This is a genomic window from Pseudomonas sp. ArH3a (genome assembly GCF_022648765.1).
Taxonomy (GTDB): Bacteria; Pseudomonadota; Gammaproteobacteria; order Pseudomonadales; family Pseudomonadaceae; genus Aquipseudomonas.
The window spans coordinates 2,054,030-2,078,670 of sequence record NZ_CP080330.1 but is presented as its reverse complement, the minus strand read 5'-3'; the positions used below and the strand labels follow the sequence as shown (position 1 = coordinate 2,078,670).

The 24,641-nt window shown below is 60.2% G+C and carries 22 protein-coding genes and 1 pseudogene; 11 read left to right on the top strand and 12 right to left on the bottom strand.

Annotated features, from left to right (window positions below; all coding sequences use genetic code 11):
• Positions 1 to 111 precede the first annotated feature (111 nt).
• Positions 112 to 1,188, bottom strand: coding sequence for a 23S rRNA (cytidine(2498)-2'-O)-methyltransferase RlmM (gene rlmM, locus K0P33_RS09390; protein ID WP_094951172.1), 1,077 nt, complete (start codon positions 1,186 to 1,188; stop codon positions 112 to 114).
• 196 nt (positions 1,189 to 1,384) lie between these two features.
• On the opposite strand from rlmM, the gene acnA reads away from it, so the two are divergent.
• Complete coding sequence (gene acnA, locus K0P33_RS09385) at positions 1,385 to 4,126, top strand: aconitate hydratase AcnA (RefSeq protein WP_242154973.1); 2,742 nt, start codon at positions 1,385 to 1,387, stop codon at positions 4,124 to 4,126.
• A 189-nt stretch (positions 4,127 to 4,315) separates the two neighbouring features.
• Here the strand turns inward: acnA and K0P33_RS09380 are convergent, their stop codons facing one another.
• Together K0P33_RS09380 and cysK are read right to left on the bottom strand one after the other, a co-directional pair.
• A complete protein-coding gene (locus K0P33_RS09380) occupies positions 4,316 to 5,254 on the bottom strand; it encodes an aspartyl/asparaginyl beta-hydroxylase domain-containing protein (protein ID WP_094951174.1) in 939 nt (312 codons plus the stop codon).
• A gap of 230 nt (positions 5,255 to 5,484) precedes the next feature.
• A complete protein-coding gene (gene cysK / locus K0P33_RS09375) occupies positions 5,485 to 6,459 on the bottom strand; it encodes a cysteine synthase A (protein WP_094951175.1) in 975 nt (324 codons plus the stop codon).
• A gap of 122 nt (positions 6,460 to 6,581) precedes the next feature.
• Here cysK and K0P33_RS09370 point away from each other — a divergent pair, with 122 nt between their 5' ends.
• The 3 genes from K0P33_RS09370 to K0P33_RS09360 all read left to right on the top strand — a co-directional run bounded on the left by K0P33_RS09370 (position 6,582) and on the right by K0P33_RS09360 (position 9,909).
• Positions 6,582 to 7,655 (top strand): DUF748 domain-containing protein, encoded by a 1,074-nt coding sequence (locus tag K0P33_RS09370; protein WP_094951176.1) that lies wholly within the window; start codon positions 6,582 to 6,584, stop codon positions 7,653 to 7,655.
• Positions 7,656 to 7,885: 230 nt separating this feature from the next.
• Complete coding sequence (locus tag K0P33_RS09365) at positions 7,886 to 8,731, top strand: MoxR family ATPase (RefSeq protein ID WP_003189627.1); 846 nt, start codon at positions 7,886 to 7,888, stop codon at positions 8,729 to 8,731.
• A complete protein-coding gene (locus K0P33_RS09360) occupies positions 8,731 to 9,909 on the top strand; it encodes a VWA domain-containing protein (RefSeq protein WP_094951177.1) in 1,179 nt (392 codons plus the stop codon). Before K0P33_RS09365 ends, K0P33_RS09360 begins: the two co-directional genes overlap by 1 nt.
• A gap of 120 nt (positions 9,910 to 10,029) precedes the next feature.
• On the opposite strand, the gene K0P33_RS09355 is transcribed toward K0P33_RS09360, so the two are convergent.
• Genes K0P33_RS09355 through K0P33_RS09345 form a run of 3 tightly spaced genes read right to left on the bottom strand, consistent with a single transcriptional unit; the run spans position 10,030 to position 12,382 of the window.
• Positions 10,030 to 10,944 carry a biotin-dependent carboxyltransferase family protein gene (locus K0P33_RS09355; protein ID WP_242154970.1) on the bottom strand — a complete coding sequence of 305 codons (915 nt, stop codon included), beginning with the start codon at positions 10,942 to 10,944 and terminating at the stop codon, positions 10,030 to 10,032.
• Complete coding sequence (locus K0P33_RS09350) at positions 10,941 to 11,645, bottom strand: allophanate hydrolase subunit 1 (protein ID WP_242154968.1); 705 nt, start codon at positions 11,643 to 11,645, stop codon at positions 10,941 to 10,943. Before K0P33_RS09350 ends, K0P33_RS09355 begins: the two co-directional genes overlap by 4 nt.
• Positions 11,642 to 12,382, bottom strand: coding sequence for a 5-oxoprolinase subunit PxpA (locus K0P33_RS09345; protein WP_094951180.1), 741 nt, complete (start codon positions 12,380 to 12,382; stop codon positions 11,642 to 11,644). The genes K0P33_RS09350 and K0P33_RS09345 overlap by 4 nt, the downstream gene beginning before the upstream one ends.
• 174 nt (positions 12,383 to 12,556) lie before the next feature.
• Between K0P33_RS09345 and K0P33_RS09340 the strand changes: the two genes are divergently transcribed.
• Positions 12,557 to 13,477 (top strand): LysR family transcriptional regulator, encoded by a 921-nt coding sequence (locus K0P33_RS09340; RefSeq protein WP_242154966.1) that lies wholly within the window; start codon positions 12,557 to 12,559, stop codon positions 13,475 to 13,477.
• A 47-nt stretch (positions 13,478 to 13,524) separates the two neighbouring features.
• On the opposite strand, the gene K0P33_RS09335 is transcribed toward K0P33_RS09340, so the two are convergent.
• Genes K0P33_RS09335 through K0P33_RS09325 form a run of 3 tightly spaced genes read right to left on the bottom strand, consistent with a single transcriptional unit; the run spans position 13,525 to position 15,422 of the window.
• Complete coding sequence (locus K0P33_RS09335; protein WP_094951182.1) at positions 13,525 to 14,067, bottom strand: DUF2937 family protein; 543 nt, start codon at positions 14,065 to 14,067, stop codon at positions 13,525 to 13,527.
• Between the two features lie 11 nt (positions 14,068 to 14,078).
• Positions 14,079 to 14,855: a class II glutamine amidotransferase gene (locus K0P33_RS09330; RefSeq protein WP_094951183.1), complete on the bottom strand. Its 777-nt coding sequence runs from the start codon at positions 14,853 to 14,855 to the stop codon at positions 14,079 to 14,081.
• Positions 14,856 to 14,885: 30 nt separating this feature from the next.
• Complete coding sequence (locus tag K0P33_RS09325) at positions 14,886 to 15,422, bottom strand: MFS transporter (RefSeq protein ID WP_094951184.1); 537 nt, start codon at positions 15,420 to 15,422, stop codon at positions 14,886 to 14,888.
• 21 nt (positions 15,423 to 15,443) lie between these two features.
• On the opposite strand from K0P33_RS09325, the gene K0P33_RS09320 reads away from it, so the two are divergent.
• Together K0P33_RS09320 and K0P33_RS09315 are read left to right on the top strand one after the other, a co-directional pair.
• Positions 15,444 to 17,498, top strand: a complete 2,055-nt coding sequence (locus K0P33_RS09320; protein ID WP_242154964.1) for a S9 family peptidase — start codon at positions 15,444 to 15,446, stop codon at positions 17,496 to 17,498.
• Between the two features lie 70 nt (positions 17,499 to 17,568).
• A pseudogene (locus K0P33_RS09315) lies at positions 17,569 to 18,042 on the top strand (cyclic nucleotide-binding domain-containing protein).
• Here K0P33_RS09315 and K0P33_RS09310 read toward each other — a convergent pair.
• Positions 18,039 to 18,323, bottom strand: a complete 285-nt coding sequence (locus K0P33_RS09310; RefSeq protein ID WP_083359588.1) for a hypothetical protein — start codon at positions 18,321 to 18,323, stop codon at positions 18,039 to 18,041. The pseudogene K0P33_RS09315 and the gene K0P33_RS09310 sit on opposite strands and share 4 nt — an antisense overlap.
• A gap of 78 nt (positions 18,324 to 18,401) precedes the next feature.
• Here K0P33_RS09310 and K0P33_RS09305 point away from each other — a divergent pair, with 78 nt between their 5' ends.
• Positions 18,402 to 19,088, top strand: a complete 687-nt coding sequence (locus K0P33_RS09305; RefSeq protein ID WP_058411058.1) for a hypothetical protein — start codon at positions 18,402 to 18,404, stop codon at positions 19,086 to 19,088.
• 1,081 nt (positions 19,089 to 20,169) lie between these two features.
• Here the strand turns inward: K0P33_RS09305 and rarD are convergent.
• Both rarD and K0P33_RS09295 read right to left on the bottom strand, forming a co-directional pair.
• Positions 20,170 to 21,054: an EamA family transporter RarD gene (gene rarD, locus K0P33_RS09300; protein ID WP_242154962.1), complete on the bottom strand. Its 885-nt coding sequence runs from the start codon at positions 21,052 to 21,054 to the stop codon at positions 20,170 to 20,172.
• A 552-nt stretch (positions 21,055 to 21,606) separates the two neighbouring features.
• Complete coding sequence (locus tag K0P33_RS09295) at positions 21,607 to 22,521, bottom strand: ParB/Srx family N-terminal domain-containing protein (protein WP_242154960.1); 915 nt, start codon at positions 22,519 to 22,521, stop codon at positions 21,607 to 21,609.
• Positions 22,522 to 22,672: 151 nt separating this feature from the next.
• Here K0P33_RS09295 and K0P33_RS09290 point away from each other — a divergent pair, with 151 nt between their 5' ends.
• From K0P33_RS09290 to K0P33_RS09280, 3 genes are all read left to right on the top strand, one after another.
• Positions 22,673 to 23,047, top strand: coding sequence for a YajD family HNH nuclease (locus tag K0P33_RS09290; RefSeq protein WP_003210675.1), 375 nt, complete (start codon positions 22,673 to 22,675; stop codon positions 23,045 to 23,047).
• 169 nt (positions 23,048 to 23,216) lie between these two features.
• Complete coding sequence (locus tag K0P33_RS09285; RefSeq protein WP_003189607.1) at positions 23,217 to 23,684, top strand: RNA methyltransferase; 468 nt, start codon at positions 23,217 to 23,219, stop codon at positions 23,682 to 23,684.
• A gap of 68 nt (positions 23,685 to 23,752) precedes the next feature.
• Positions 23,753 to 24,094, top strand: a complete 342-nt coding sequence (locus K0P33_RS09280) for a DUF2892 domain-containing protein (RefSeq protein WP_094953866.1) — start codon at positions 23,753 to 23,755, stop codon at positions 24,092 to 24,094.
• Positions 24,095 to 24,641 lie beyond the last annotated feature (547 nt).

Sequence of the window (24,641 nt, the reverse complement as noted above, 5' to 3'; positions counted from 1 at the left end):
ACTGGCCCGATCACTGTGGGAGCGGGCTTGCCCGCGATGACCGGGGCACATTCAACATAGACGTCTACTGTTATACCGCTATCGCAGGCAAGCCAGCTCCCACATTAGAACTCAGCGGGCCTTAGGTTTCTTCACATCCACCAGCCGACGCAAATGGCACGTCACTTCCTCACGGTCGTGGTACAGCTGCTTGCAGCCGATCTCAACACGAATGCCACGCGCCTTGAAGCCTTCTTCAATGCGCTCCAGCAGGCGTTTCACCTCGGCGTAACGCTGCTTCATCGGCAACTTCAGGTTCACCACTGCCTCACGGCAATAGCCCTCGCCTATCCAGGTTTCCAGCAGCGCCGCGTTACGCGCCGGCTTCTCGACGATATCGCAGACCATCCAATCCACCGGCTGCTTGGGCACGAAGGTGAAGCCGTCGGCCATCAAATGCTGCACAAGTCCCGTGTCCATGAGGCTTTCGGCCATCGGGCCGTTATCGATGGCGGTCACCAGCATGCCACGGTTGACCAATTGCCAGGTCCAGCCGCCGGGGGCTGCGCCGAGGTCAACGCCAGTCATGTCGCCGTGCAGGCGCTCGTCCCACTGGTCGCGGGGGATGAAGTGGTGCCAGGCCTCTTCCAGCTTCAAGGTCGAACGGCTAGGTGCGTCACGCGGGAACTTGAGGCGCGGGATGCCCATCGGCCACATCGCCGAGTTGTTCGACTCGGCCAGGCCCATGAACACTTCGCGACCGCTCTTGAAGGTCAGCAGCAGGCGCGGCTTGCTCGGGTCGTCAATCAGCTTGCCGGCATTCAACAAGGCTTTGCGCAGGTGCACTTCGAATTTCTTGCAGAAGTTCGACAGTTCCTTGCCGTCGTTGGTGTCGACCATCTCCAGCCACAGGCTGCCGCACAGCGGGAAGCCTTGCAGGTGGGCGAGGATCACGCTGATGCGGTCGGTTTCCGGCAGGTCGATAAACACCCCGCGCGCCCACTGCCTTGGGAAGATCAGCTCGGCAAAGCGCTGGCCGTGCATCAGGCGCTGGGCGCCGTCTTCTTCGGTGCAGACAAATTCGGCGCAGGCGCTGCCGGTCTTGGTCTTGGCATAGCCGGAAACGTTCAGGCGCGCGGCGTGTTCCGCGATCTCGGAACAGACTTCGCCTTCAAAACCCGGGCGGCAGTGCATAAAAAGGGTGTTCATCAACTCTCCTGGTGACTCAACCGGCATTGCGCTATCGCACTACCTGTCATGAAAACGCGCGCATGATAGCCGAGTTCGGAACCTTGGACTTAACGATAGAGTCCAGTTATTAGCCTGCTAATGAAAACAGGGCTAAGTTGAACGCTCTGTTCGTCCCGTCAGGTCCGTAGCCGTGCGGACCATAAGGAGTCATGTAATGCCATCCCTTGATAGCCTGAGAACCCTTAAAACCCTGCAAATTGACGCCAAGACCTACCATTACTTCAGCTTGCCCGAAGCGGCCAAGAGCCTGGGTGACCTGGATAAGCTGCCGATGTCCCTAAAGGTGCTGCTGGAAAACCTGCTGCGCTGGGAAGACGCCAAGACCGTCACCGGCACCGACCTCAAGGCCATCGCCGCCTGGCTCAAAGAGCGCCGGTCCGACCGCGAGATTCAATACCGCCCAGCCCGGGTACTGATGCAAGACTTTACCGGCGTACCTGCCGTGGTCGACCTGGCGGCCATGCGCGCCGCCGTGGCCAAGGCCGGTGGCGACCCGCAGCGCATCAACCCGTTGTCTCCCGTGGATTTGGTCATCGACCACTCGGTGATGGTCGACAAGTTCGGCACCAGCAGCGCCTTCGAGCAAAACGTCGACATCGAAATGCAGCGTAACGGCGAACGCTACGCCTTCCTGCGTTGGGGCCAAAGTGCCTTCGATAACTTCAGCGTGGTGCCGCCGGGCACCGGCATCTGCCACCAAGTCAACCTTGAATACCTCGGCCGCACCGTGTGGACCAAGGACGAAGACGGCCGCACCTATGCCTTCCCCGACACACTGGTGGGCACCGACTCGCACACCACCATGATCAACGGCCTGGGCGTACTCGGCTGGGGCGTGGGCGGGATCGAAGCTGAAGCGGCAATGCTTGGCCAGCCGGTGTCGATGCTGATTCCAGAAGTGATCGGCTTCAAGCTCACCGGCAAACTGAAAGAAGGCATTACCGCCACCGACCTGGTGCTGACGGTCACCCAGATGCTGCGTAAAAAAGGTGTGGTGGGTAAGTTCGTCGAGTTCTACGGCGACGGCTTGGCCGACCTGCCGCTGGCCGACCGTGCCACCATCGCCAACATGGCCCCGGAATACGGCGCCACCTGCGGCTTTTTCCCGGTGGACGACGTAACCCTGGACTACCTGCGCCTGTCCGGCCGCCCGGCAGAAACCGTCAAGCTGGTTGAGGCTTACACCAAGGCCCAGGGCCTGTGGCGCAACGCCGGTCAGGAGCCCGTGTTCACCGACACCCTGGCGCTGGACATGGGCAGCGTCGAAGCCAGCCTCGCCGGGCCGAAACGCCCGCAGGACCGGGTTTCGCTGCCGAATGTGGCCCAAGCCTTCAGCGACTTCCTCGACCTGCAATTCAAACCCACCAACAAAGAAGAAGGCCGCCTGGAAAGTGAAGGCGGTGGCGGTGTTGCCGTGGGCAATGCCGACTTGGTAGGCGAAACCGATTATGAATACGACGGCCGCACCTATCGCCTGAAAAACGGCGCGGTGGTGATTGCCGCGATCACGTCCTGTACCAACACCTCCAACCCGAGCGTGATGATGGCCGCAGGTCTGGTGGCGAAAAAAGCCGTGGAGAAAGGCCTGACCAGTAAACCCTGGGTGAAAACCTCGCTGGCGCCCGGTTCCAAAGTGGTCACCGACTACTACAAGGCGGCGGGCCTCACCCACTACCTCGATCAGCTTGGCTTCGATCTGGTGGGCTATGGCTGCACCACCTGCATCGGCAACTCCGGCCCACTGCCGGAGCCCATCGAAAAAGCCATCCAGAAAGCCGACCTCGCCGTGGCCTCGGTGCTGTCCGGCAACCGTAACTTCGAGGGCCGCGTTCACCCTCTGGTGAAAACCAACTGGCTGGCCTCGCCGCCCCTGGTGGTCGCCTATGCGTTGGCCGGCACCGTGCGTATCGACATCAGCAGCGAGCCGCTGGGCGAAGGCAAAGACGGCAAGCCGGTGTACCTGAAGGACATCTGGCCGAGCAGCCAGGAAATCGCCGACGCCGTGGCCCAAGTCAGCACCGGCATGTTCCACAAGGAATACGCTGCGGTATTCGCCGGTGACGAGCAGTGGCAAGCCATTGAAGTGCCGCAGGCCGCGACTTACGTGTGGCAGAAGGATTCCACCTACATTCAGCACCCACCGTTCTTTGACGACATTGCCGGGCCACTGCCGGTGATCAAAGACGTCAAAGGCGCCAACGTGTTGGCATTGCTCGGCGATTCGGTAACCACCGACCACATCTCCCCTGCCGGTAATATCAAGACCGACAGCCCCGCCGGCCGCTACCTGCGCGAGCAAGGCGTGGAGCCACGTGACTTCAACTCCTACGGTTCACGCCGGGGCAACCATGAAGTGATGATGCGCGGCACTTTTGCCAACATCCGTATCCGCAATGAAATGCTCGGCGGCGAAGAAGGCGGCAACACGCTGTACATCCCCACCGGCGAGAAAATGCCGATCTACGACGCGGCCATGCAATACCAGGCCTCGGGCACGCCATTGGTGGTGATCGCCGGCCAAGAGTACGGCACCGGTTCAAGCCGCGACTGGGCGGCCAAGGGCACCAACCTGCTGGGCGTCAAAGCGGTGATCGCCGAGAGTTTTGAGCGGATTCACCGTTCCAACCTAGTGGGCATGGGCGTGCTGCCATTGCAGTTCAAGCTGGACCAGAACCGCAAAGCGCTCAAGCTCACCGGCAAGGAGAAGATCGACATACTCGGGCTGACCGATGCCGACATCGAACCGCGGATGAGCCTGACATTGGTGATTACGCGCGAGGATGGCAGCAGCGAGAAGGTCGAGGTGCTGTGCCGGATTGATACCTTGAATGAAGTGGAATACTTCAAGGCGGGTGGGATTCTGCACTATGTACTGCGCCAGTTGATCGCCTCTTAAGGCGATCCTCAGATCGATGTAGATCAATATGGGAGCTGGCTTGCCTTAGATGGCGGTGGGTCAGCCTACCTCTGTGTAGCTGGCAGAACGATATCGCAGGCAAGCCAGCTCCCACAGTTTTGATCACATTCCAGGCATAAAAAAAGGCGCTGCATCTTTCGATACAGCGCCTTTTCTATGCCGCGTGGTTTAGCCGAACAACCACTTCCACAGCAGCACCAATACCACTACAGCCAGCACCGGCCGCGCAATGCGGTAGGCCTTGGGATGCTTGCGCTTCCACTGCTTGACCACACCACTGAACTTGTCGCTGAAGGTCTTGCTCCAGGCGTAGGCCTGGTTGATCCCACCCACGCGTTCGTCGTCGAGGTTCTGCGGGGCGGTTGCGCGGCCCAGTTGCTTGCTGACCCAGCGGTTGATGCGGGTCATCACGCGGTTGCTCAGCGGGCGTTCGATGTCGCAGAACAGGATTACGCGGGTCTGGTCGGTTTCGTTTTTCACCCAGTGCACGTAGGTTTCGTCGAACATCACGTCTTCACCGTCGCGCCAGGCATAGACCTGGCCGTCGACGAAGATGCGGCAGTCATCGGAGTTCGGCGTGGACAAGCCCAGGTGATAACGCAGGGAACCGGCAAACGGGTCACGGTGCGGGTTGAGGTGGCTACCGCCCGGCAACAGCGCGAACATCGCGCCCTTGACGTTGGGGATACTGCTAACCAAAGCCACGGTTTTCGGGCACAGCGCCTCGGCCGAGGGCAGCGGTTTGTCGTACCACTTGAGGTAGAAACGCTTCCAGCCCTTCTTGAAGAACGAACCGAAACCGGCGTCGTTGTTCTTTTCAGCGGCGCGGATGTAACCCTCGTCGAACAGGTGCATGGCCTCTTCGCGGATCACTTCCCAGTTGTCCTTGAGCACATCCAGCTCCGGGAACTTGCTGCGGTCCAGGTACGGTTTGGACGGCACGGCCGAGAACAGGTACATCAGGGCGTTATACGGGGCGAACAGCGCCGAATGGTTGACGAACTGACGCAACATCGGCAAACGGGCCTTGCCACGCAAGTGCACATACAGCGTGCTGCCGATAAACAGCAGCAACACCGACAGTTTGGCGGCCAAAGAAAAGGTCATGCAGCAACTCCTGGAAATAAGCGCCTGGCCAGCAACCTCCCGTCAACGGGAAACCAGACGTAGCAGCCGGCCATGATAAACAGTTGAGCCATTATGCAGAAGGCCCAGGCCGACCGGCTGATATAAATCAACACCCTAGGGCCCTTGTGGCTTGCAGGTTTGTTGTGGCTAGCCGGGCTGTCGTGGCGAGCGGGCTTGCCACAACAAGCCCGCTCACTTCACGGAAGCTATCAAGCCTGGTTTTCCTGCTCAGTAAACAAATCACTGAACAGCATGCTCGACAGGTAGCGCTCACCGGAGTCCGGCAGGATCACCACGATGGTCTTGCCCTGCATGTCCGGTTTCTCGGCCAAACGTACCGCCACGGCCATGGCGGCGCCGCAGGAGATACCACACAGAATCCCTTCTTCCTGCATCAAACGCAGGGCCATGGCCTTGGATTCCTCATCGGTCACCAGTTCCACGCGGTCAACCATCGACAAATCGAGGTTCTTCGGCACAAACCCGGCGCCGATGCCCTGGATCTTGTGGGCGCTTGGCTTGATCTCCTCACCGGCCAGCGCCTGGGTGATCACCGGCGAGACGAGCGGCTCCACCGCCACTGACAAAATCGGCTTGCCCGCAATGTTCTTGATATAGCGCGACACGCCGGTAATGGTGCCACCGGTGCCTACGCCGGCGACCAGCACGTCCACAGCGCCATCGGTGTCGTTCCAGATCTCCGGGCCGGTGGTTTTCTCGTGGATCGCCGGGTTGGCCGGGTTTTCGAACTGGCCCGGCATAAAGTAGGTGGCCGGGTCGCTGGCGACGATCTCAGCGGCTTTTGCGATGGCGCCTGGCATGCCCTTGGCCGGCTCAGTCAACACCAGCTCGGCGCCAAGGGCCTTGAGCACTTTACGCCGCTCGATGCTCATGGACGCCGGCATGGTCAGCAGCAGCTTGTAGCCACGGGCCGCCGCGACAAACGCCAGGCCGATACCGGTGTTGCCGGAGGTCGGTTCTACGATGGTCATGCCCGGCTTGAGCTTACCGGTGCTTTCAGCGTCCCAGATCATGTTTGCGCCAATGCGGCACTTCACCGAATAACCCGGGTTACGCCCCTCGATCTTGGCCAGGATGGTCACGCCACGCGGTGCGATGCGGTTGATCTGAACCAGGGGCGTGTTACCGATGGAGTGCGCGTTGTCTGCAAAGATACGGCTCATGGCGGTCCTTAAAGCAATTTCAGGAAGGCCCCAAGGGTATGCCTCAGGGTGGGAGGCGTCCAGTCAGAGGAACGTTGCGCCCGTGCGCGCGGTCCATCGCCTATAACGTTGGAGAACCTGATATGAAACGTCGTTACAGTGGGCTGCTATGGATCGTCGCCGTACTGGTGGTAGTGCTGATCGCCCTGGACCTCGCCCTGCCCTACCTGGTGCGCAACTACCTCAACGACAAACTCGCCGACATGGGCGATTACCGTGGCCAAGTCACTGACGTGGACGTGGCGTTGTGGCGCGGCGCGTACAAGATCAATGGCCTGCAGATCGTTAAAGTCGACGGCAAAGTGCCGGTTCCGTTCGTGAAAGCGCCGGTGATCGACTTGTCTGTGAGCTGGCATTCGCTGTGGTACGACCATGCCGTGGTTGCCGAGGTGCAGTTCATCAAGCCGGAGCTGAACTTCGTCGACGGTGGCAACCAACAGGCGTCCCAGACCGGTAAAGGCACCGACTGGCGCGAACAGCTGGGCAAGCTGTTGCCGATTACCCTGAACGAAGTGCGCATCGAAGACGCCAAGATCGCCTTCCACAACTTCAACTCCAAGCCGCCGGTGAATATCAACGCCACCTCGGTCAACGCCAGCTTTTACAACTTGACCAATGTGGTCGACATCAAAGGCAAGCGCGACGCCAGCTTCGAAGGCAAAGCCCTGCTGCAAGGCCAGGCGCCGCTGGAAGCCAATGCCACCTTTGACCCGCTGAGCAACTTTGAAGACTTCGAATTTCGCTTTCGCGCCAAGGACTTGCAACTCAAGCGCATGAATGACTTCGCCTCGGCGTACGGCAAATTCGACTTCAAGGCCGGCACCGGCGATGTGGTGATCGAAGCCCAGGCCGAAAAAGGCCAACTGAGCGGCTATATCAAGCCCCTGCTGCGCGACGTAGAGGTGTTCGACTGGAAACAGGATGTCGAAAACAAAGACAAAAACATCTTCCGCTCGATCTGGGAGGCCGTGGTCGGCGCCAGCGAGACCGTCTTGAAGAACCAGAACAAAAACCAGTTTGCCACCCGCGTCGAACTCAGCGGCAGCGTGCACCAGCAAAATGTCAGCGCGTTCTCTGCGTTTTTGGCGATTTTGCGCAATGGATTCATCCAGGCGTTCAATGCACGCTATGAACAGCCCAAACCTAGCGCTAATTAAATGTGGGAGCGGGCTTGTGTGGGAGCGGGCTTGCCTGCGATAGCATCAACTCGGTGTAACAGATAACCCGAGTTGCCTGCATCGCGGGCAAGCCCGCTCCCACACAAGCCCGCTCCCGCATGTGGACTGTGATGTGACCGGCCATTCAGAGACTGAATAACCCGTCTGCGTTCACAGTCGCCGGGGCCGCGCGGTATAGTCGGGGCATTGATGAATTCGAGGAATGACCGATGAAGTTCGAAGGCACCCAGGCCTATGTGGCTACCGATGACCTGAAACTGGCCGTCAACGCCGCCATCACCCTGGAGCGGCCGTTGCTGGTCAAGGGCGAGCCCGGCACCGGCAAGACCATGCTTGCTGAGCAACTGGCCGAATCCTTCGGCGCCAGGCTGATCACCTGGCACATCAAGTCCACCACCAAGGCGCATCAGGGCCTCTACGAGTACGACGCGGTCAGCCGTCTGCGCGACTCGCAGTTGGGCGTGGACAAGGTGCACGACGTGCGCAACTACCTGAAAAAGGGCAAGCTCTGGGAAGCCTTCGAGTCCGAGGAACGGGTGATTCTGCTGATCGATGAAATCGACAAGGCCGACATCGAGTTCCCTAACGACTTGCTGCAAGAACTCGACAAGATGGAGTTCTACGTCTACGAAATCGACGAGACTATCAAGGCCAAGAAACGCCCGATCATCATCATTACCTCCAACAACGAAAAAGAGCTGCCGGACGCGTTCCTGCGCCGCTGCTTCTTCCACTACATCGCTTTCCCCGACCGCACTACCCTGCAAAAGATCGTCGATGTGCACTACCCCGACATCAAGAAAGACCTGGTCAGCGAAGCGCTGGACGTGTTCTTCGACGTACGCAAAGTGCCGGGCCTGAAGAAAAAGCCCTCCACTTCCGAACTGGTCGACTGGCTCAAGTTGCTGATGGCCGACAACATTGGCGAAGCCGTGCTGCGCGAACGCGACCCGACCAAGGCCATCCCACCGCTGGCCGGTGCGCTGGTGAAGAACGAGCAAGACGTACAATTGCTGGAACGTCTGGCATTCATGAGCCGTCGCGGTAATCGATAATGTTGCTCAACCTGTTCAATGAAATGCGTGCCGCCAAGGTGCCGGTGTCGGTGCGCGAGCTGCTCGACCTGATCAACGCGCTGAAACAGCGGGTGGTCTTCGCCGACATGGACGAGTTTTATTACTTGGCCCGGGCGATCCTGGTCAAGGACGAGCGGCATTTCGACAAGTTCGACCGTGCGTTCGGCGCCTATTTCAACGGCCTGGAAAAGCTCGACGACCACTTGCAGGCGCTGATCCCCGAAGACTGGCTGCGCAAGGAGTTCGAACGCTCACTGAGCGATGAAGAGCGCGCGCAAATCCAGTCCCTCGGCGGCCTGGACAAGCTGATCGAAGAATTCAAAAAACGCCTGGAAGAACAGAAAGAACGCCACGCCGGCGGTAACAAATGGATCGGCACCGGCGGCACCAGCCCGTTCGGCTCCGGCGGCTACAACCCGGAAGGCATTCGCGTGGGTGACGCTGGCAAGCGCCAGGGCAAGGCGGTGAAAGTCTGGGACCAGCGCGAGTACAAGAACCTCGACGATCAGGTGGAACTGGGCACGCGCAACATCAAAATCGCCCTGCGCCGCCTGCGCAAATTCGCGCGCCAGGGTGCGGCCGAAGAGCTCGACATCGACGGCACCATCGACCACACCGCCCGCGATGCCGGGCTGCTGAATATCCAGATGCGTCCGGAGCGGCGTAACACCATCAAGCTGCTGTTGCTGTTCGACATCGGCGGTTCGATGGATGCGCATGTGAAGATCTGCGAAGAGCTGTTCTCCGCGTGCAAGACCGAGTTCAAGCACCTGGAGTACTTCTACTTCCACAACTTCGTGTACGAGTCGGTGTGGAAGAACAACGGGCGCCGCACCTCGGAGCGCACCTCTACCCAGGATTTGCTGCACAAGTACGGCGCCGATTACAAAGTGATCTTTATCGGCGATGCGTCGATGGCGCCGTATGAAATCACCCAGGCCGGCGGCAGCGTCGAGCACTGGAATGAAGAGCCTGGGTATGTGTGGATGCAGCGCTTCATGGCCAAGTACAAGAAGCTGATCTGGATTAACCCATACCCGAAAGACACGTGGGGGTATACGGCGTCGACGGGAATTGTGCGGGAGTTGGTGGAAGATCAGATGTATCCGCTGACCCTTCGGGGCTTGGAAGAAGGGATGCGCTTTCTCTCCAAATAGGCGGTGAAGCTACCGACGCTATCGCAGCGATGCGGCGACCCGACAAGCCAGCTCCCACAGGTGAGTGCATTTCACCTTGGAATACATTCCCCTGTGGGATCTGGCTTGCCTGCGATGCTTTTATCGATTCAAAAAGCGCTGCAAAAAGTCGATGTGTTGCCGATACGCCGTCTCCTGCACCACTGGCGCCAACTTGACCTTCTCCCCCGGCAAACACTGCGCCAGCCGCGCCAGCGCCAATGGCGTCAACGCGCCTAACCGCGGATAGCCACCAATCGTCTGCCGATCATTGAGCAACACAATCGGCTGCCCATCCGGCGGCACCTGGATCGCCCCCAGCGGAATGCCCTCAGAGATCAACGACGGCCCCTGATACTGCAACGGCGTGCCCAACAAACGCATGCCCATGCGATCCGCACGGCTGTCCAGAGCCCATTCGGTGTTGAACGCATCGAACAAACTCTGCCCGCTGAACTGCCCGATCTGCGCGCCGACAATCACCTCCAGCGGCGCCTTGGCGGGCAAACCAGGCACACTCAATACCTTCATCGCACCGCCCGTGCCGGAATAGGCCAAGCGCCCGCCTTCGGCCAACGCCTTGCCGAAACCGTCCACCCCGCCCAATTCTTCACGAACCACCGTGGCGCAACTGCCGAGCACATCCGGCGCATCAAACCCACCCGGCGCCGCCAGGTAAGCCCGCGCGCCACTGAACGGCTGGGTGAAGCGCAGGCGCTGGCCCTTTTGCAGGATAAAACTGCGCCCCGGGCTGATCGCGCGCTCGTCGATGTACGCGCCCAAATCCGCCCCGGCCAATGCCAGCAGGCAATAATCCTCAGCCTGCACGATGAACCCGCCCAAGGTGATTTCCACCACCGGCGCATCCAGCGCATTGCCCAGCAGCCAGTTGGCCCACGACATCGACACCCAGTCCAGCGCGCCGCCCTGGGTCACGCCCAGGTGGCGCACGCCAAAGCGACCGGCGTCCTGCAACAGGCACAGCGGCGTGCTGGCCTCGATTAACAAGCGGCTCATGCCTGCGCCTCCAACGGCGTGTCATCGCCACCCAGGTGGATAAATTCGGCGTGGCCAACCGCCTCAAAACGCACAGTGTCGCCGGGTTGCATCAGGCTGTAGCCGTCGCGCTCGCGGTCGAACAGTTTCGCCGGGGTGCGGCCGATCAAGTTCCAGCCGCCCGGGGAAACCACCGGGTACGCTGCGGTTTGCCGTTCGGCGATGCCGACGCTGCCGGCCGCCACGCGTTTGCGCGGGGTATTCAGGCGTGGCGTGGCAAGGCTTTCATCCACCAGCCCCATAAAGGCAAAACCGGGCGCGAAGCCGAGGGCGAACACTTGGTATTCGTGGGCGCTGTGGCGACGGATCACTTCGTCTACCGCAAGGCCACTGCGCTGGCTGAGCAAGGTCAGTTCCGGGCCAACACTCAAGTCGTACCACACCGGCAACACGTGACACTGGCCGCTGCCCTGGGCCTGGGGTTGCAGGTCGGTCAGCGCCAGGTCGATCAACTCCCGTGCCTGGGCCGGGCTCAAGGCGCTGAGATCGTAATGCACCATCAGCGTGGTGTAGGACGGCACCAGATCCACCAATGCCGCGCCGAAACCCTCGCGCAGCCGTTGAGTGGCGGCGAGCATCCACGGCATGTTGGCTTCGGCAATTGCATCAAACAGACGCACCATCAGGCAGTCGATCGCTACCACTTCAATGCGTGGCTTCATGCTGGCTTCAACGCCTCGCGGATGCGCTTCACAGCGGCAACCGAACTGGCGTTATCGCCATGCACACACAGGGTGTTGGCTTGCAAAACCAACGCGCTGCCGTCGCTGGCGGTCAAGGCCTCGCCACGGGAAAGGGTCAGGGCCTGCTGCACGATGGTTTCAGCGTCATGGTGGACGGCGCCGGGCAACTGGCGCGAGACCAGGTGCCCTTTGTGGTCGTAGGCACGGTCGGCGAAGGCTTCGAACCACAGGGTCACGCCGTATTCATCGCCCAGGGCCTGGGCCGCGCTGTTGTCGCGGGTAGCCAGCAGCATCAGCGGCAGGTCGCCATAGGCGGCTACGGCCTGGATCACTGCGCGCAATTGCGTGGGGTTGGCCATCATGTCGTTGTACATCGCGCCATGGGGTTTGACGTAGCTGACCCGCGCGCCTTGCGCGCGGCAAATACCGTCGAGGGCGCCGATCTGGTAGTGCAACAGGTCCTGGATTTCCTGCGGCGTGTAGGCCATGGAGCGGCGGCCGAAGCCTTGCAGGTCCTGGTACGCCGGGTGCGCACCCACTTGCACGCCGTGCTTGAGCGCCAGGCTGACGGTCTTGCGCATGATGCTCGGGTCGCCGGCATGGAAGCCGCACGCCACGTTGGCGCAATCAATAAACGGCATGACCTCGGCGTCCAGACCCATGGTCCAGTTGCCAAAGCTTTCGCCGATGTCGCAATTCAATAGCAAGCGGCTCACGGTCAGTGCTCCTGTCGGTTTTGTATTTTTTGTAGTGTGGGATTTTTTACGTAGAACTCGCAACTTGTCCTGACACCCAACGACGCTTATCGTGGAATAGCTCGATTTTTGGCGCTGGCACGGTGCGGCGTCCAACTAATAAAAACCGATCCATGCATAAGAAAAGTTGATCCCATGAATTTGAAGTTCCTCGAAACCTTCGTCTGGGTGGCCAAACTCAAGAGCTTTCGCCTGACCGCCGAGAAGCTGTTCACCACCCAGGCCTCGATCTCCAGCCGCATTGCCGTGCTCGAAAGCGAGTTGGGCGTGAAGCTGTTTCTGCGCGATTCGCGCGGCGTGAGCCTGACCCCGGAAGGCTTGAAGGTGCTCGATTACGCCGAGCAGATGATGGTGACCATGCAGGGTTTGAAGCAGTCCCTGGAAACCACCAGCAGCAAGGTCGGGCGGATTCGCATCGGCGCGATGGACACCGTGATTCACACCTGGCTCAGCCCATTGGTGGCCGAATTGATGGACCATTTTCCGCGGGTGGAGATCGAATTAGTCGCCGATACCGCGCTGAACCTCAGCGATCAGCTGCAAAAAGGCTTCCTCGATTTAATCCTGCAAACCGACCTGCTACGCCTGGAAACCGTGCGCAGCCTGGAACTGGCCAGCCACCCGATGGCCTGGATCGTCGCCAGCCACTCCCTCTACAACCGCGACTACGCCTCCCTCGCCGAACTGGCCCAGGAGCGCATCATCACCTACTCGAAAAACTCCCACCCGCACCAGGACGTGCTGAGCCTGATGCAAGCCAACGGCGTGGCCGCGCCGCGCATGAACTGTGTGAATTCAGTGTCGGCGATTACCCGCCTGCTGCGTGATGGCTTCGGTATTGGCGCGCTGCCACCGGTGCTGGTCAGCGAAGAATTGGCGCGCGGGGAATTGGTGATGCTGCCGATGGCGCAGAAACTGCCGAATTTACAGGTGGTGGTGTCGTGGCGTGTGGGCGTGGAGCTGGTGGAGGAGATTGTCGGGCTGTGCCAGAAGGTGGTGGCCAGGTATGCCGAGGAAGTCGGCGAAGAGCACATGCTACTGGCCAAACCGGATTAAAACTGTGGGAGCTGGCTTGCCTGCTCCCACATTGACCGAGTTGGTTTTTAGAGACCTTTGAGGTCTCGTTCTTCAATCGGCCGGCTCTGGCGCAGGCGCTTGCCGCCCAACACCACCCAGTCGATCAACCGGAACAGGCATTCAATGCCGAACGACAACAGCATCGCCCCGCCCAAGCCCCAGCCCATGGCCTCCGGCGTCAGCAGGATCTGGTAGCTATAGCCGTTCCAGGTTTCCTGGCGAATATCCGGGTCCGCCGCCACCGCCACTTGCAGCACGCGGATGTACCACGGGCCTTGCATGGCCTGAAATTGCTTATCCAATGCCACCTGGCGATCAAGCATGGCGCCCAGGCTGTTGGCGTCGCTCTGGAACACCGGGTCATCACTGGCGCGGTAATGCGCCACCAACGCCTTCAAGTCACCATTGAAAAACTGGCGTGCCGTGGTTTCAAACCCGCTGAGGCCGGTCTGGGCCTCGATCAGGTGGGCCTCGACGCGCTTGGCGTAATCGTTGATGAAACCCGGCACCTGCACACCGACCAACAAGCCAATGGCAAACAGCACCAACCGCAAATAACTGAGCAGCATGGTCGATATCCTTACTCGGTAATGCCCTGGCTGACGCATTCACCGCGTCGCCACAGGCTCCATTGGCCCGGTTCGTAGCGGGTCCAGTTTTCATTGTCGGTCAGCGGCTCGGTGGCGATCACCGTGACCACATCATTTGGCGTGGTTTCGGCCTGAAAATCGACGATCACGTCGACATCCTTCAAGCGTGCCGGGCCAAACGGTGCGCGCCGGGTAATCTGTGCCAGTTTGGTCGAGCAGTAGCAAAACAGCCAATCGCCGTCGCTGAGCAGGCAGTTGAATACACCTTTGCTGCGGTATTCGGCGCAGGCGGCGATCAAGTCAGGCAGCACTTGTTCGATCTCCACCGGCTCCGGGAAAGCTTCGCGCACCCGGTTGAGCAGGTCACAGAACGCCGCTTCGCTGTCGGTATCGCCCACTGGCCGATAAAACGTGGCGCGCGGGTTGAAGTCCGCCAGTTGGCCGTTGTGCGCAAAACACCAGTTGCGGCCCCACAGTTCGCGCACGAACGGGTGGGTGTTGGCCAGGCTCACCTTGCCCACATTGGCCTGGCGGATATGGCCAATCACCACTTCGCTTTTGATGGGGTAACGCTGCACCAGCAGCGCGACTTCCGACTCGCAGCTGGCAGCCGGGTCCTGGAACAGGCGCAAGCCACGGCCTTCGTAGAAGGCGATGCCCCAGCCGTCGCGGTGGGGGCCGGTACGCCCGCCCCGCTGCATCAGCCCGGTAAAGCTGAACACGATGTCGGTGGGGACGTTGGCACTCATGCCCAATAATTCACACATGCCAGGGCTCTCGCTGCAGGGCAGACAACGTTAAAGGCGCGGTTCGACCCGCATACTGCTGGCAGGCGCCGGGCGCCGGAACGGCTCGTCGTCTTCGTCCACGGGCTCGGCAGCCAAGGCTGCGTCGGTAGCCGCCTTGCGCTCGCGGCGGGCGTTGGCGGCGCGTTCGATGGGCCAGCGGATCAACACAAACACGATGTACACGCCCAGCGCGATCATCGTGTACATGAACAGATCGGAAATGGCCCGCCAGGCGTTATTGCCGACATGCAGCACCAGGTCCAGGGCGGTAATCGCCACGGCCGGCGCAAACTGGGTCTTGACCGGGTCGACAATGGTCGGGCTGAGCAGCAGCACCGCCATCAGCAACTGCAGCGGCTCGCGCAGCCAGCGCCAGATCCAGCGGGTCATGCGCCACCACACCAACAGGCAGCCCAAAGCGGCGAAGGCGTAGAGGCCCCAAGCGGTCAGATAGTCGTTCTCGGTCATGGTGTCCATGGCAAGGTAGGCAAACAGGCGGCTATGATAACGGCTTTTGCGTGTCGCGGCTGCAATGCCTGCCACCATCCGCCAGACAGAGAGTGATCCATGCCTTCACCGACCCACATCACTGCCGCCCCGATTGCCCGCAAGGCCGAAGGCCAGGACCCGTACGCCTGGCTGCAAGCGCGTGACACGCCTGAAGTGCTTGATTACCTCAACGCCGAAAACGCCTGGCAGGAAGCCCAGCTCGCCGACCAGCAGGCACTGCGCGAAAGCCTGTTCGAAGAGATCAAGGGCCGCATGCTCGAAACCGACCTGTCGCTGCCCTCGCCGTGGGGACCGTACCTGTATTACACCCGCACCACCGCCGGTGATGAATACGCCCGTCATTACCGCTGCCGCCGCCCGGCAGATGACAGCAACGTGGTGGACGACAGCAGCGAAGAACTGCTGCTCGACCCCAACGTGCTGGCCAATGGCGGCTTTTTCTCCCTGGGCACGTTCAGCATCAGCCCCGACCACCAGCGCCTGGCCTACAGCCTCGACACCAGCGGTGAAGAGATTTACACCCTGTACGTGAAGGAATTGGCCAACGGCAAGGTCAGCGAACTGGAGTTCCAGGACTGCGACGGCAGCATGACCTGGGCCAATGACAGCCTGACCCTGTTTTTCGGCGAGCTGGACGACACCCATCGCCCGCACAAGCTCTACCGCTACCGCCTGGACGGCACGGCGGCGCAGGAAGTGTTCCATGAGCCCGACGGGCGTTTCTTCTTGCATTGCTACCGTTCCAGCTCCGAACGCCAGTTGCTGCTGGCCCTGGGCAGCAAGACCACCAGCGAAATTTGGGCGCTGGACGCCGACCTGCCACACCTGGACTTCACCTGCCTGGCACCGCGGGTCGAGGACCATGAATACGATGTCGACCACGGCCAACTGAATGGCGCGTGGACTTGGTTCATCCGTAGCAACCGTGATGGCATCAACTACGCACTGTTTGTGGCTACCGACATTGGCGACGTGCCGACCGAGGATGAGTGGCAGAACCTGATCCCCCACAGCGATGAGGTGATGCTCGACGGCGTCAGCCTGAACGCCAGTGCCATGACGTTGAGCCTGCGCATCGGAGGCCTGCCGGTGATCGAAGTGCATCCCCAAGGCTTGCCGGCCTATCGCGTGGAATTACCCGACGCCGCCTACAGCCTTTACGTACAAAACAGTCTGGAATTTGCCAGCAACAAGATCCGCCTGCGCTATGAAGCCCTGAACCGTCCGGCGCAGGTGCGCCAGCTTGAATTGGCGAGCGGCGCGCAAGTGGTGCTTAAGGAAACCCCGGTACTCGGTGTGTTCAATGCCGACGATTACGTCAGCCAGCGGCTGTGGGCCACGTCTGCCGATGGCACCCAGGTGCCGATCAGCTTGGTGGTCAAGCGCGACCAGCTCGGCAAGCCTGTGCCTCTGTACCTGTATGGCTACGGCGCTTACGGCCAAAGCCTCGACCCGTGGTTCTCGCATGCACGCCTAAGCCTGCTGGACCGCGGCGTGGCGTTTGCCATCGCGCATGTACGCGGCGGCGGCGAACTGGGTGAAGCCTGGTACCGCAACGGCAAGCAGGAACACAAACAGAACACCTTCAGCGACTTCATCGCCTGCGCCGAGCACTTGATCGCCGAGGGCCTGACCACCTCAAAACAACTGGCCATCAGCGGCGGCAGTGCCGGCGGCCTGTTGATCGGCGCGGTGCTCAATCAACGCCCGGACTTGTTCCAAGCGGCGATTGCCGAAGTGCCGTTCGTCGATGTACTCAACACCATGCTCGACCCCGAGCTGCCGCTGACCATCACCGAGTACGACGAGTGGGGCAACCCTGAAGAGCCTGAAGTGTATGAACGCATCAAGGCCTACGCGCCGTATGAGAATGTCAGCGCCCAGGCCTACCCCGCCACGTTGGTGATCGCCGGTTACAACGACAGCCGTGTGCAGTACTGGGAAGCGGCCAAGTGGGTGGCCAAGCTGCGTGACACCAAGACGGACGACAACCTGCTGTTGCTCAAGACCGAATTGGGCGCTGGCCACGGCGGGATGAGCGGTCGTTACCAGGGATTACGTGACGTAGCGCTCGAATATGCATTTGTGTTCAAGGCGCTAGGGCTGGTTTAAGGAACTTAGTGTGGCGGCCCTGTCTGAACACACAGACCGCCTACTTGATTGATGGACCAAGATTGCAGCTATGCCATTACCGACATTAATGAACAATGAAATCCGCGACATGCTCATGGACTGCGGCCTGTTCGACGCCTTGATGCCGGAAGACTTTCACGTCGCCGCCGGCTACTTCAATATCAGCAGCATTGCCCGCGATGAGGTGATTTTCCTTGAGGGCGATGCCGGCACGTTCATGTGCATCCTCCACAGCGGCCAGGTGGCCGTGCAGAAAACCAATCACGAAGGCCAGCGCCTGACCATCGCCACCCTGCGCAGTGGCAGGGCCTTTGGCGAAATGGCGGTGCTCGATGGCGAGCGGCGTTCGGCCAGTTGTATCGCGGCAAGTGACAGCGTGCTGTTGAACCTGGGCAAGGATTCCCTGGAAAAAATGCTCAACTAAGCGCCCAGGGTTGCGGCCAAGATCATCCGTGCGATTGCGATAGCCTTGTCCAAGCGCCTGCGCATGGCCGACGGGCAACTACTCTCGCAACAGTTTTAACCGCCGGGCGTCTTCGGCTTGCTGTCATTTTGCAGCAGGCCGGGCACGCTCTGGTCTTTGGGCGGCGTGGGCAACACGATCGGCACCAGTGCTGGTGAGCCGTTGGCGGTGGCCTTGGGCGCCACAGGCGGGGTGACTTGCGGGTACAACGTCGGTGTTGGCGTACCCGGCGCACCTGGGGTTGGCGCGGGTGCGACCGGCACGGTTTGCAACTCCTGAGCCTGCGCCGCACCCAATGTGAGCGCGCCAAGCACAATGACCGTTAGAATGCTGCACTTCATCGATGGCTCCATGGCCTGACCGGAATGTCGTAAGGCTACTCCCAACCGCGCAAGAATGCCCTTCCCAATGAGATTTCCATGAAACGTTTCGTTCTGCTGGACACCACCCCGATCCCCGATAACGGCGGTGCCTTATGCCTGTTCGAGTACGGCGAGGATTTTGTCATCAAGATCCAGGGCGGTGACGGCGGCCAGTTGATGAACACGCGCATGCACGGCTCCGAAGACGCGCTGGCGGAGATTCCCTGCCGCAAAGTCGCCGGGCGCCCGGGTTCGCGAGTGCTGATCGGCGGTTTGGGCATGGGCTTTACCCTGGCCTCGGCGCTCAAGCATTTGGGCAAGACCGCCGAAGTGGTGGTCGCCGAACTGGTGCCCGGCGTGGTGGAGTGGAACCGTGGGCCGCTGGGGGAAAAGTCCGGCCGCCCGCTGCTCGACCCGCGCACCGTGATCCGTATGGAAGACGTGGCCAAGGTGCTGCAGGCCGAGCCCCAGGGCTTTGACGCGATCATGCTCGACGTCGACAACGGCCCCGAAGGCCTCACGCAAAAAGCCAACAGCTGGCTGTACTCCGCCGGTGGCCTGGCCGCTTGTGCCAAAGCCCTGCGGCCCAAGGGCGTGCTGGCGGTGTGGTCGGCCAGCGCCGACAAGCTGTTCAGCGACAAATTGCGCAAGGCAGGCTTCAAGGCCGAAGAAGTGCAGGTGTTTGCCCACGGCAACAAGGGCACCCGCCACACCATCTGGATTGCCGAGAAGCTCAAGGGCTAGGCCTCCCGCATAGGTATCTACACATCTTTTTATGGGTTGAATTCTTTGGTTGTCGCGGGGGTGCTGGGTACATATCCGTTATTTGGGTAACGGCTGCTATGGGTTCCGCCCTTACGGCGGGTCACTTTTGGAAAAGAGCCCCAAAAGTAACCAAAAGGGCTCTTGCCCCACCACTCGGCACCTCGCTTAGGCTCGGTGTGCCCTCACTCCGGCTTTGGACCGTGGGCCGCCGCCATGGGCCATCCTTGGCCCATCGCGGCTAAACCGGCGTCCTGCCGGTTTACCCACGCTCCAAAGCCTGCGTTCGGCCAGCGTGGTTTAACGGGGCGCCTAAGATCAAAAGCAGATCAAGATCAAAAGCAAGAGCACGGCGGCCTAGTAGCCGACCTGAGTGGTAGAAGCAAAAGCAGGGCAGAAGCACAGCAAAAGCAAGGCAGTGCACTCTCTGCCTGATGTACTGAGATCCCAATGTGGGAGCGGGCTTTTGACCGAGTTCGACTGCCAGCACCGCAGTGCTCTGCTTTTCTGTGGGAGCTGGCTTGCCTGCGATGCAGACACCTCGGTCCATCAAGTACACCGAGTTGATGCCATCGCAGGCAAGCCAGCTCCCACATTAGATTGAGTTCAGCCTCCAAGATCAGGTCGGCTAGCAGGCCGCCTCGGTTTTGCTTTTGATTTAACCACTCAGGTCGGCTACTAGGCCGCCGTGCTCTTGCTTTTGATCTTGATCTTAGGCGCCCCGTTAAACCACGATGGCCGAACGCAGGCTTGAATCCGTGGGTAACCCGGCAGGACGCCGGGTTAGCCGCGATGGGCCAAGGATGGCCCATGGCGGCGGCCCACGGATTCAAGCCGGAGTGAGGGCATGCCGAGCCTAGGCGAGGCACCGAGTGGTGGGGCAAAGACCTTTTGCTTACTTTTGGGTCTTTCCAAAAGTGAGCCGCTGTAAGAGCGGAACCCTAAGCAGCCGTTACCGCAGCAACGGATATGTACTCATATCTACCTAAAAAACCCTAGCGCAACACAAAAAGTTGCGTAGATACCTATGCCTCCCGAATTAAACCACTGCGCGGGCCGTCGCTCAGATCGACCGGCGCAGTCGGCTCAAATGCCTCAAGCCTTCCAACACCAGCACCACCACTGCCAACCAGATCGGCAGGTAGGTCATCCATTGGCCCGGTTTGAGCGCGTCTCCCAGCATCAGCGAGACCGCCACCAACAGCACCGGCTCGGCATAACTGAGCAAGCCGAACAGGCTGAACGGCAACAAGCGACTGGCCATGATGTAGGAATAACCGGCCGCCGCGCTGACCAAGCCCATCACCGGTACCAGCCAATACAGCGCCGGGCGCTGCCCCAGGGTCTCGCTGATTGACCCATCCTTGAGCACGAACCACAGCGCCACAGGGACCATCAGCGTCATGTCCAACCATAACCCGCCCAGGTTATCGGTGCCGCAGCGCCGACGCAGGACGAAGTAAAGCGGGTAGCCCACGCACACCACCAAGGTGATCCAGGAGAACCCGCCCGTGCGATACAACTCATTGGCCACACCCACCGCAGCCAACGCAGCGGCAATCTTTTGCAAATGTGAAAGGCGTTCGCCATAGACGATACGCCCAGTGATGACCATGGTCAGCGGCAGCAGGAAGTACCCCAGCGACACATCCAGGCCGTGCCCATTGAGCGGGGCCCACATGAAGATCCACAACTGCACGCCCACCAACGCACTGGTCACCAGCACACAGGGCAGCAAGGCGGGCTTTGCACGCAATCGCTGGTAGATCAGCGGCACCCATTTCCAATCCCCGGATAGGCACAGCAGCAGCGTCATGAACGGCAACGAGATGAGCATTCGCCAGCCGAATATCTGCTGGCCATCCAAGGGATCAAGAAGGGAGGTAAAGAAATACAGCACGCCAAACAGGAAGGAAGCGGACACCGCCAGAACAACACCTTTAGACACAACAGCCTCTATAACAAATTGCATTTATTTAATTGAAACAAGCAGGCGCACTCACCGGCGTGAGTACACGCAAGACAACCATCAGAACTTTATTAACGGGCACCGAAAACGTATAACTCATACACAGTATAAAACCTGAGCCATACAGTTATAAACATACAGAGCACGTCGATTTTTTTATTATTCTCACGACAATCATCAGACACTTTAACCCGCCTGACTTCAGTCACTGGAAGCAGCACACGCTGGACGAGTGCCGCTGATTTGAAACGCACGACATCCGCCGCATAGGTTGATGTCGGGTTGGGAAGCCCCGCGCTGCGGGACCTTCACAGTCGTCAGGTAAGACCTGAGGGTTGGAGAACCTGGCACCACCACCGAACACACTAACGGCAGTAGGCCAAGAGACGCCACATTAAAGAAGCTGACAAAGTTAGTCCAACACTTTCTAGCCCGCGAATAACTTTTTTCTTATTTAACCACCCCACGGCATTTAGTTCGATATCTGCCGCACGCTTACTGTATATTTAGCCGCCATACGCCCCAGGCTAATTACTGACCTCTTCTGTCGATAACGTACGGCACTTTCTTTTCGAGCGTATTCTCCAACTCGCTGCGATTAAGTGTGGTGAAGCCGCCCAATTGATGCGCGGTGAAGCCGCTGTCGCCGACCCGCGAGCCCGGCGTCAGGCTGACCATGCGCTGGGCGACGGCTTCGACCGCGGTCTTGTAGCCATCCTTCTTGTTCAGGTTGAAGGCACTCAGGTCGATCTGTGTGCGCAGCCAGTTGCCCCAGTAAAACTCCAGAAACTCCGGTGCAATCGCGCCATCCTCCGGCTTGCCGTAGGCGGCTTTGCGAGTGAAGTACACCAGGCTGCGGAACGTGTCGTCCTGCAGGTTCTTGAAGCCCAGGTGCGCCGGCAGTTGCTGCGCCGGCAGGGTTTGGCCTTGATTGTCTTTGAGCCAGACCTTGCGCGCCGCCTCCATGCGCTGCCAGAAGGTGGCGATGTTGGGGCTGTTGCTGAAGTCGTCGGTGACCTTTACCCACATTTTCAGCTGCGGGCCGCCACCGGGCACTTCCCACAGGGTGGTGAAGCTGTGGTGGCCGTCGGTCAGGTACAACTGGCCACCGGGGCCGACCACAACGGTTTTCATGTCCTGCGGGTGAGTGCCCACCGGGTCCTTGCAGGTGAAGCTGGCGGGTTGCTGCAGGTCGGCCTTTTTCGGCACGTTGTCGGCGGCGCCCTGGCCATTGGTTTCGCAGTATTCATCGAACACCTTGGCCTTCTTGTCGGCAAACAAGCCCAAGCTGTAATAAATCTGGTCGAAGCCCACTACGGCCTGGGTGGGGTGCAGTTGTTCGAGGGACACCTCGATCACCTGGCCGGGTTTTGGCGTCGAGAACGCCTGGGCGTGAGCCGCCAGCAGGCTGAACAGCAGCGCAACGGTCCCTGTGTATAAACGCATAGGTTTCAGATCCTTGTGAGTGAAGTGAGCCGATACTACAAACGACTGCCATCGCCAGGCGGTACTGCTGCTGAAAAAGCCAGCAGTCATTTACCTCGCGAGCGGCTAGAATCAACGTTATCCGTGACCCACCAAATAGCCAGGAGCCATGATGAGCTCGACCAACCCGCCCTCCCACACTGCCAAGCTGGACCGCATCCTCGCCGATGCCCAGCGCGACCGGGAAATGGGCTACCGCGACAAAGCCTTGAAGATGTACCCGCACGTGTGCGGCCGCTGCGCCCGTGAATTCGCCGGCAAGCGCCTGAGCGAGCTGACCGTACACCATCGCAACCACAATCATGATGACAACCCCCAGGACGGTTCCAACTGGGAGTTGCTGTGCCTGTACTGCCACGACAACGAACACTCGCGCTACACCGACCAGCAGTACTTCGGCGAAGGCTCCACCAGCAGCCCGACGATTGCCAAGGCCACGCACAACCCGTTTGCGGCGTTGGCGGGGTTGATGAAGAAGGACGACTGAGGTTCTTCTTTGCCTGTCAGGGCCCCATCGCAGGCAAGCCAGCGCCCACATTTGACTGTATTCACACCGCCAAAATGTGGGAGCGGGCTTGCCCGCGACGGCGATGCCCCAAGCACTCCATCACGCCAAGGCCGTATAATCGCCGTTTTTCTCCAAGGCACCCTTCCCCGTGGGCAATAAACGCTACAGCTGCATCGGTTTGTACAACCCCAAATCCCCCGAAAACGTCGGTTCGGTGATGCGTGCCGCCGGCTGCTACGGCGTGGCCTCGGTGTTCTACACCGGCGTGCGTTACGAGCGCGCCCGGGACTTCATCACCGACACCAAGAAGGTCCACCACGACATTCCGCTGATCGGCATCGATGACCTGAAAAAGATTCTGCCGTTAGGCTGCATCCCCGTCGCCGTGGAGTTGGTCGAAGGCGCCCGCCCGTTGCCCGAATACACCCACCCCGACCGCGCGCTGTATATCTTCGGCCCCGAAGACGGCTCGCTGGACAAAGAGATCCGCGACTGGTGCGAAGACGTGGTGTACATCCCGACCACCGGCTGCATGAACCTCGCTGCCACCGTCAACGTGGTGCTCTACGACCGCCTGGCCAAGGGCAATAACACCCGCTCGGGCCCCAAGTACTGATTTTTCGGGAACATCCGGCGCCCGCAAACAGTCAGCTACTTATCACTTGCCCTTGTTGGAGACAGACCATGAGCGACAGCAAAAACCTGCGACCTATCATCGAACACGCGCCATTTGAAACCCAACCCAGCCAAAACGTGCACGGCTGGGAGCGCATCGGCTCGGTGGCCGGCGGCGTGATGATGGTCGGCAAAGGCCTGCGCCGTGGCGGGATCTTCGGGCTGATCCAGGTGGCGATTGGCGGTGTGGCGCTGGTGCGCGGGGTCACCGGGCACAGTTCGCTCAAAGACAAGCTGGAACAGGGCCGCCAGGAAATGAACAGCGTGCGCACGAAGATCGAGCGCGCTGGGGAAGAGCTGAAAAACCTGAAGACCAAGGCCGAAGTGGCGGCCGAGAAAGCCACCAAATAATCAGGCTGAACCCACTCTCCAAAATATTGGAGATCCAAATGTGGGAGGGCTTGTGTGGGAGCCGGGCTTGCCCGCGATGCAGGCACCGAGGTGTATCAGTTACACCGCGGTGATGCTATCGCAGCATAGGTATCTACCCATCTTTTTATGGGTTGAATTCTTTTGTGGTCGCGGCGGCGCTGGGTACATATCCGTTATTTGGGTGATGGCCGATATTGGTTCCGCTCTTACAGCGGGTCACTTTTGGAAAAGAGCCCCAAAAGTAACCAAAAGGGCTCTTGCCCCACCACTCGGCACCTCGCCTAGGCTCGGTGTGCCCTCACTCCGGCTTTGGACCGTGGGCCGCCGCCATGGGCCATCCTTGGCCCATCGCGGCTAAACCGGCGTCCTGCCGGTTTACCCACGCTCCAAAGCCTGCGTTCGGCCAGCGTGGTTTAACGGGGCGCCTCAGATCAAGATCAAAAGCAAGAGCACGGCGGCCTAGTAGCCGACCTGAGTGGTTAAATCAAAAGCAAAACCGAGGCGGCCTGACAGCCGACCTGATCTC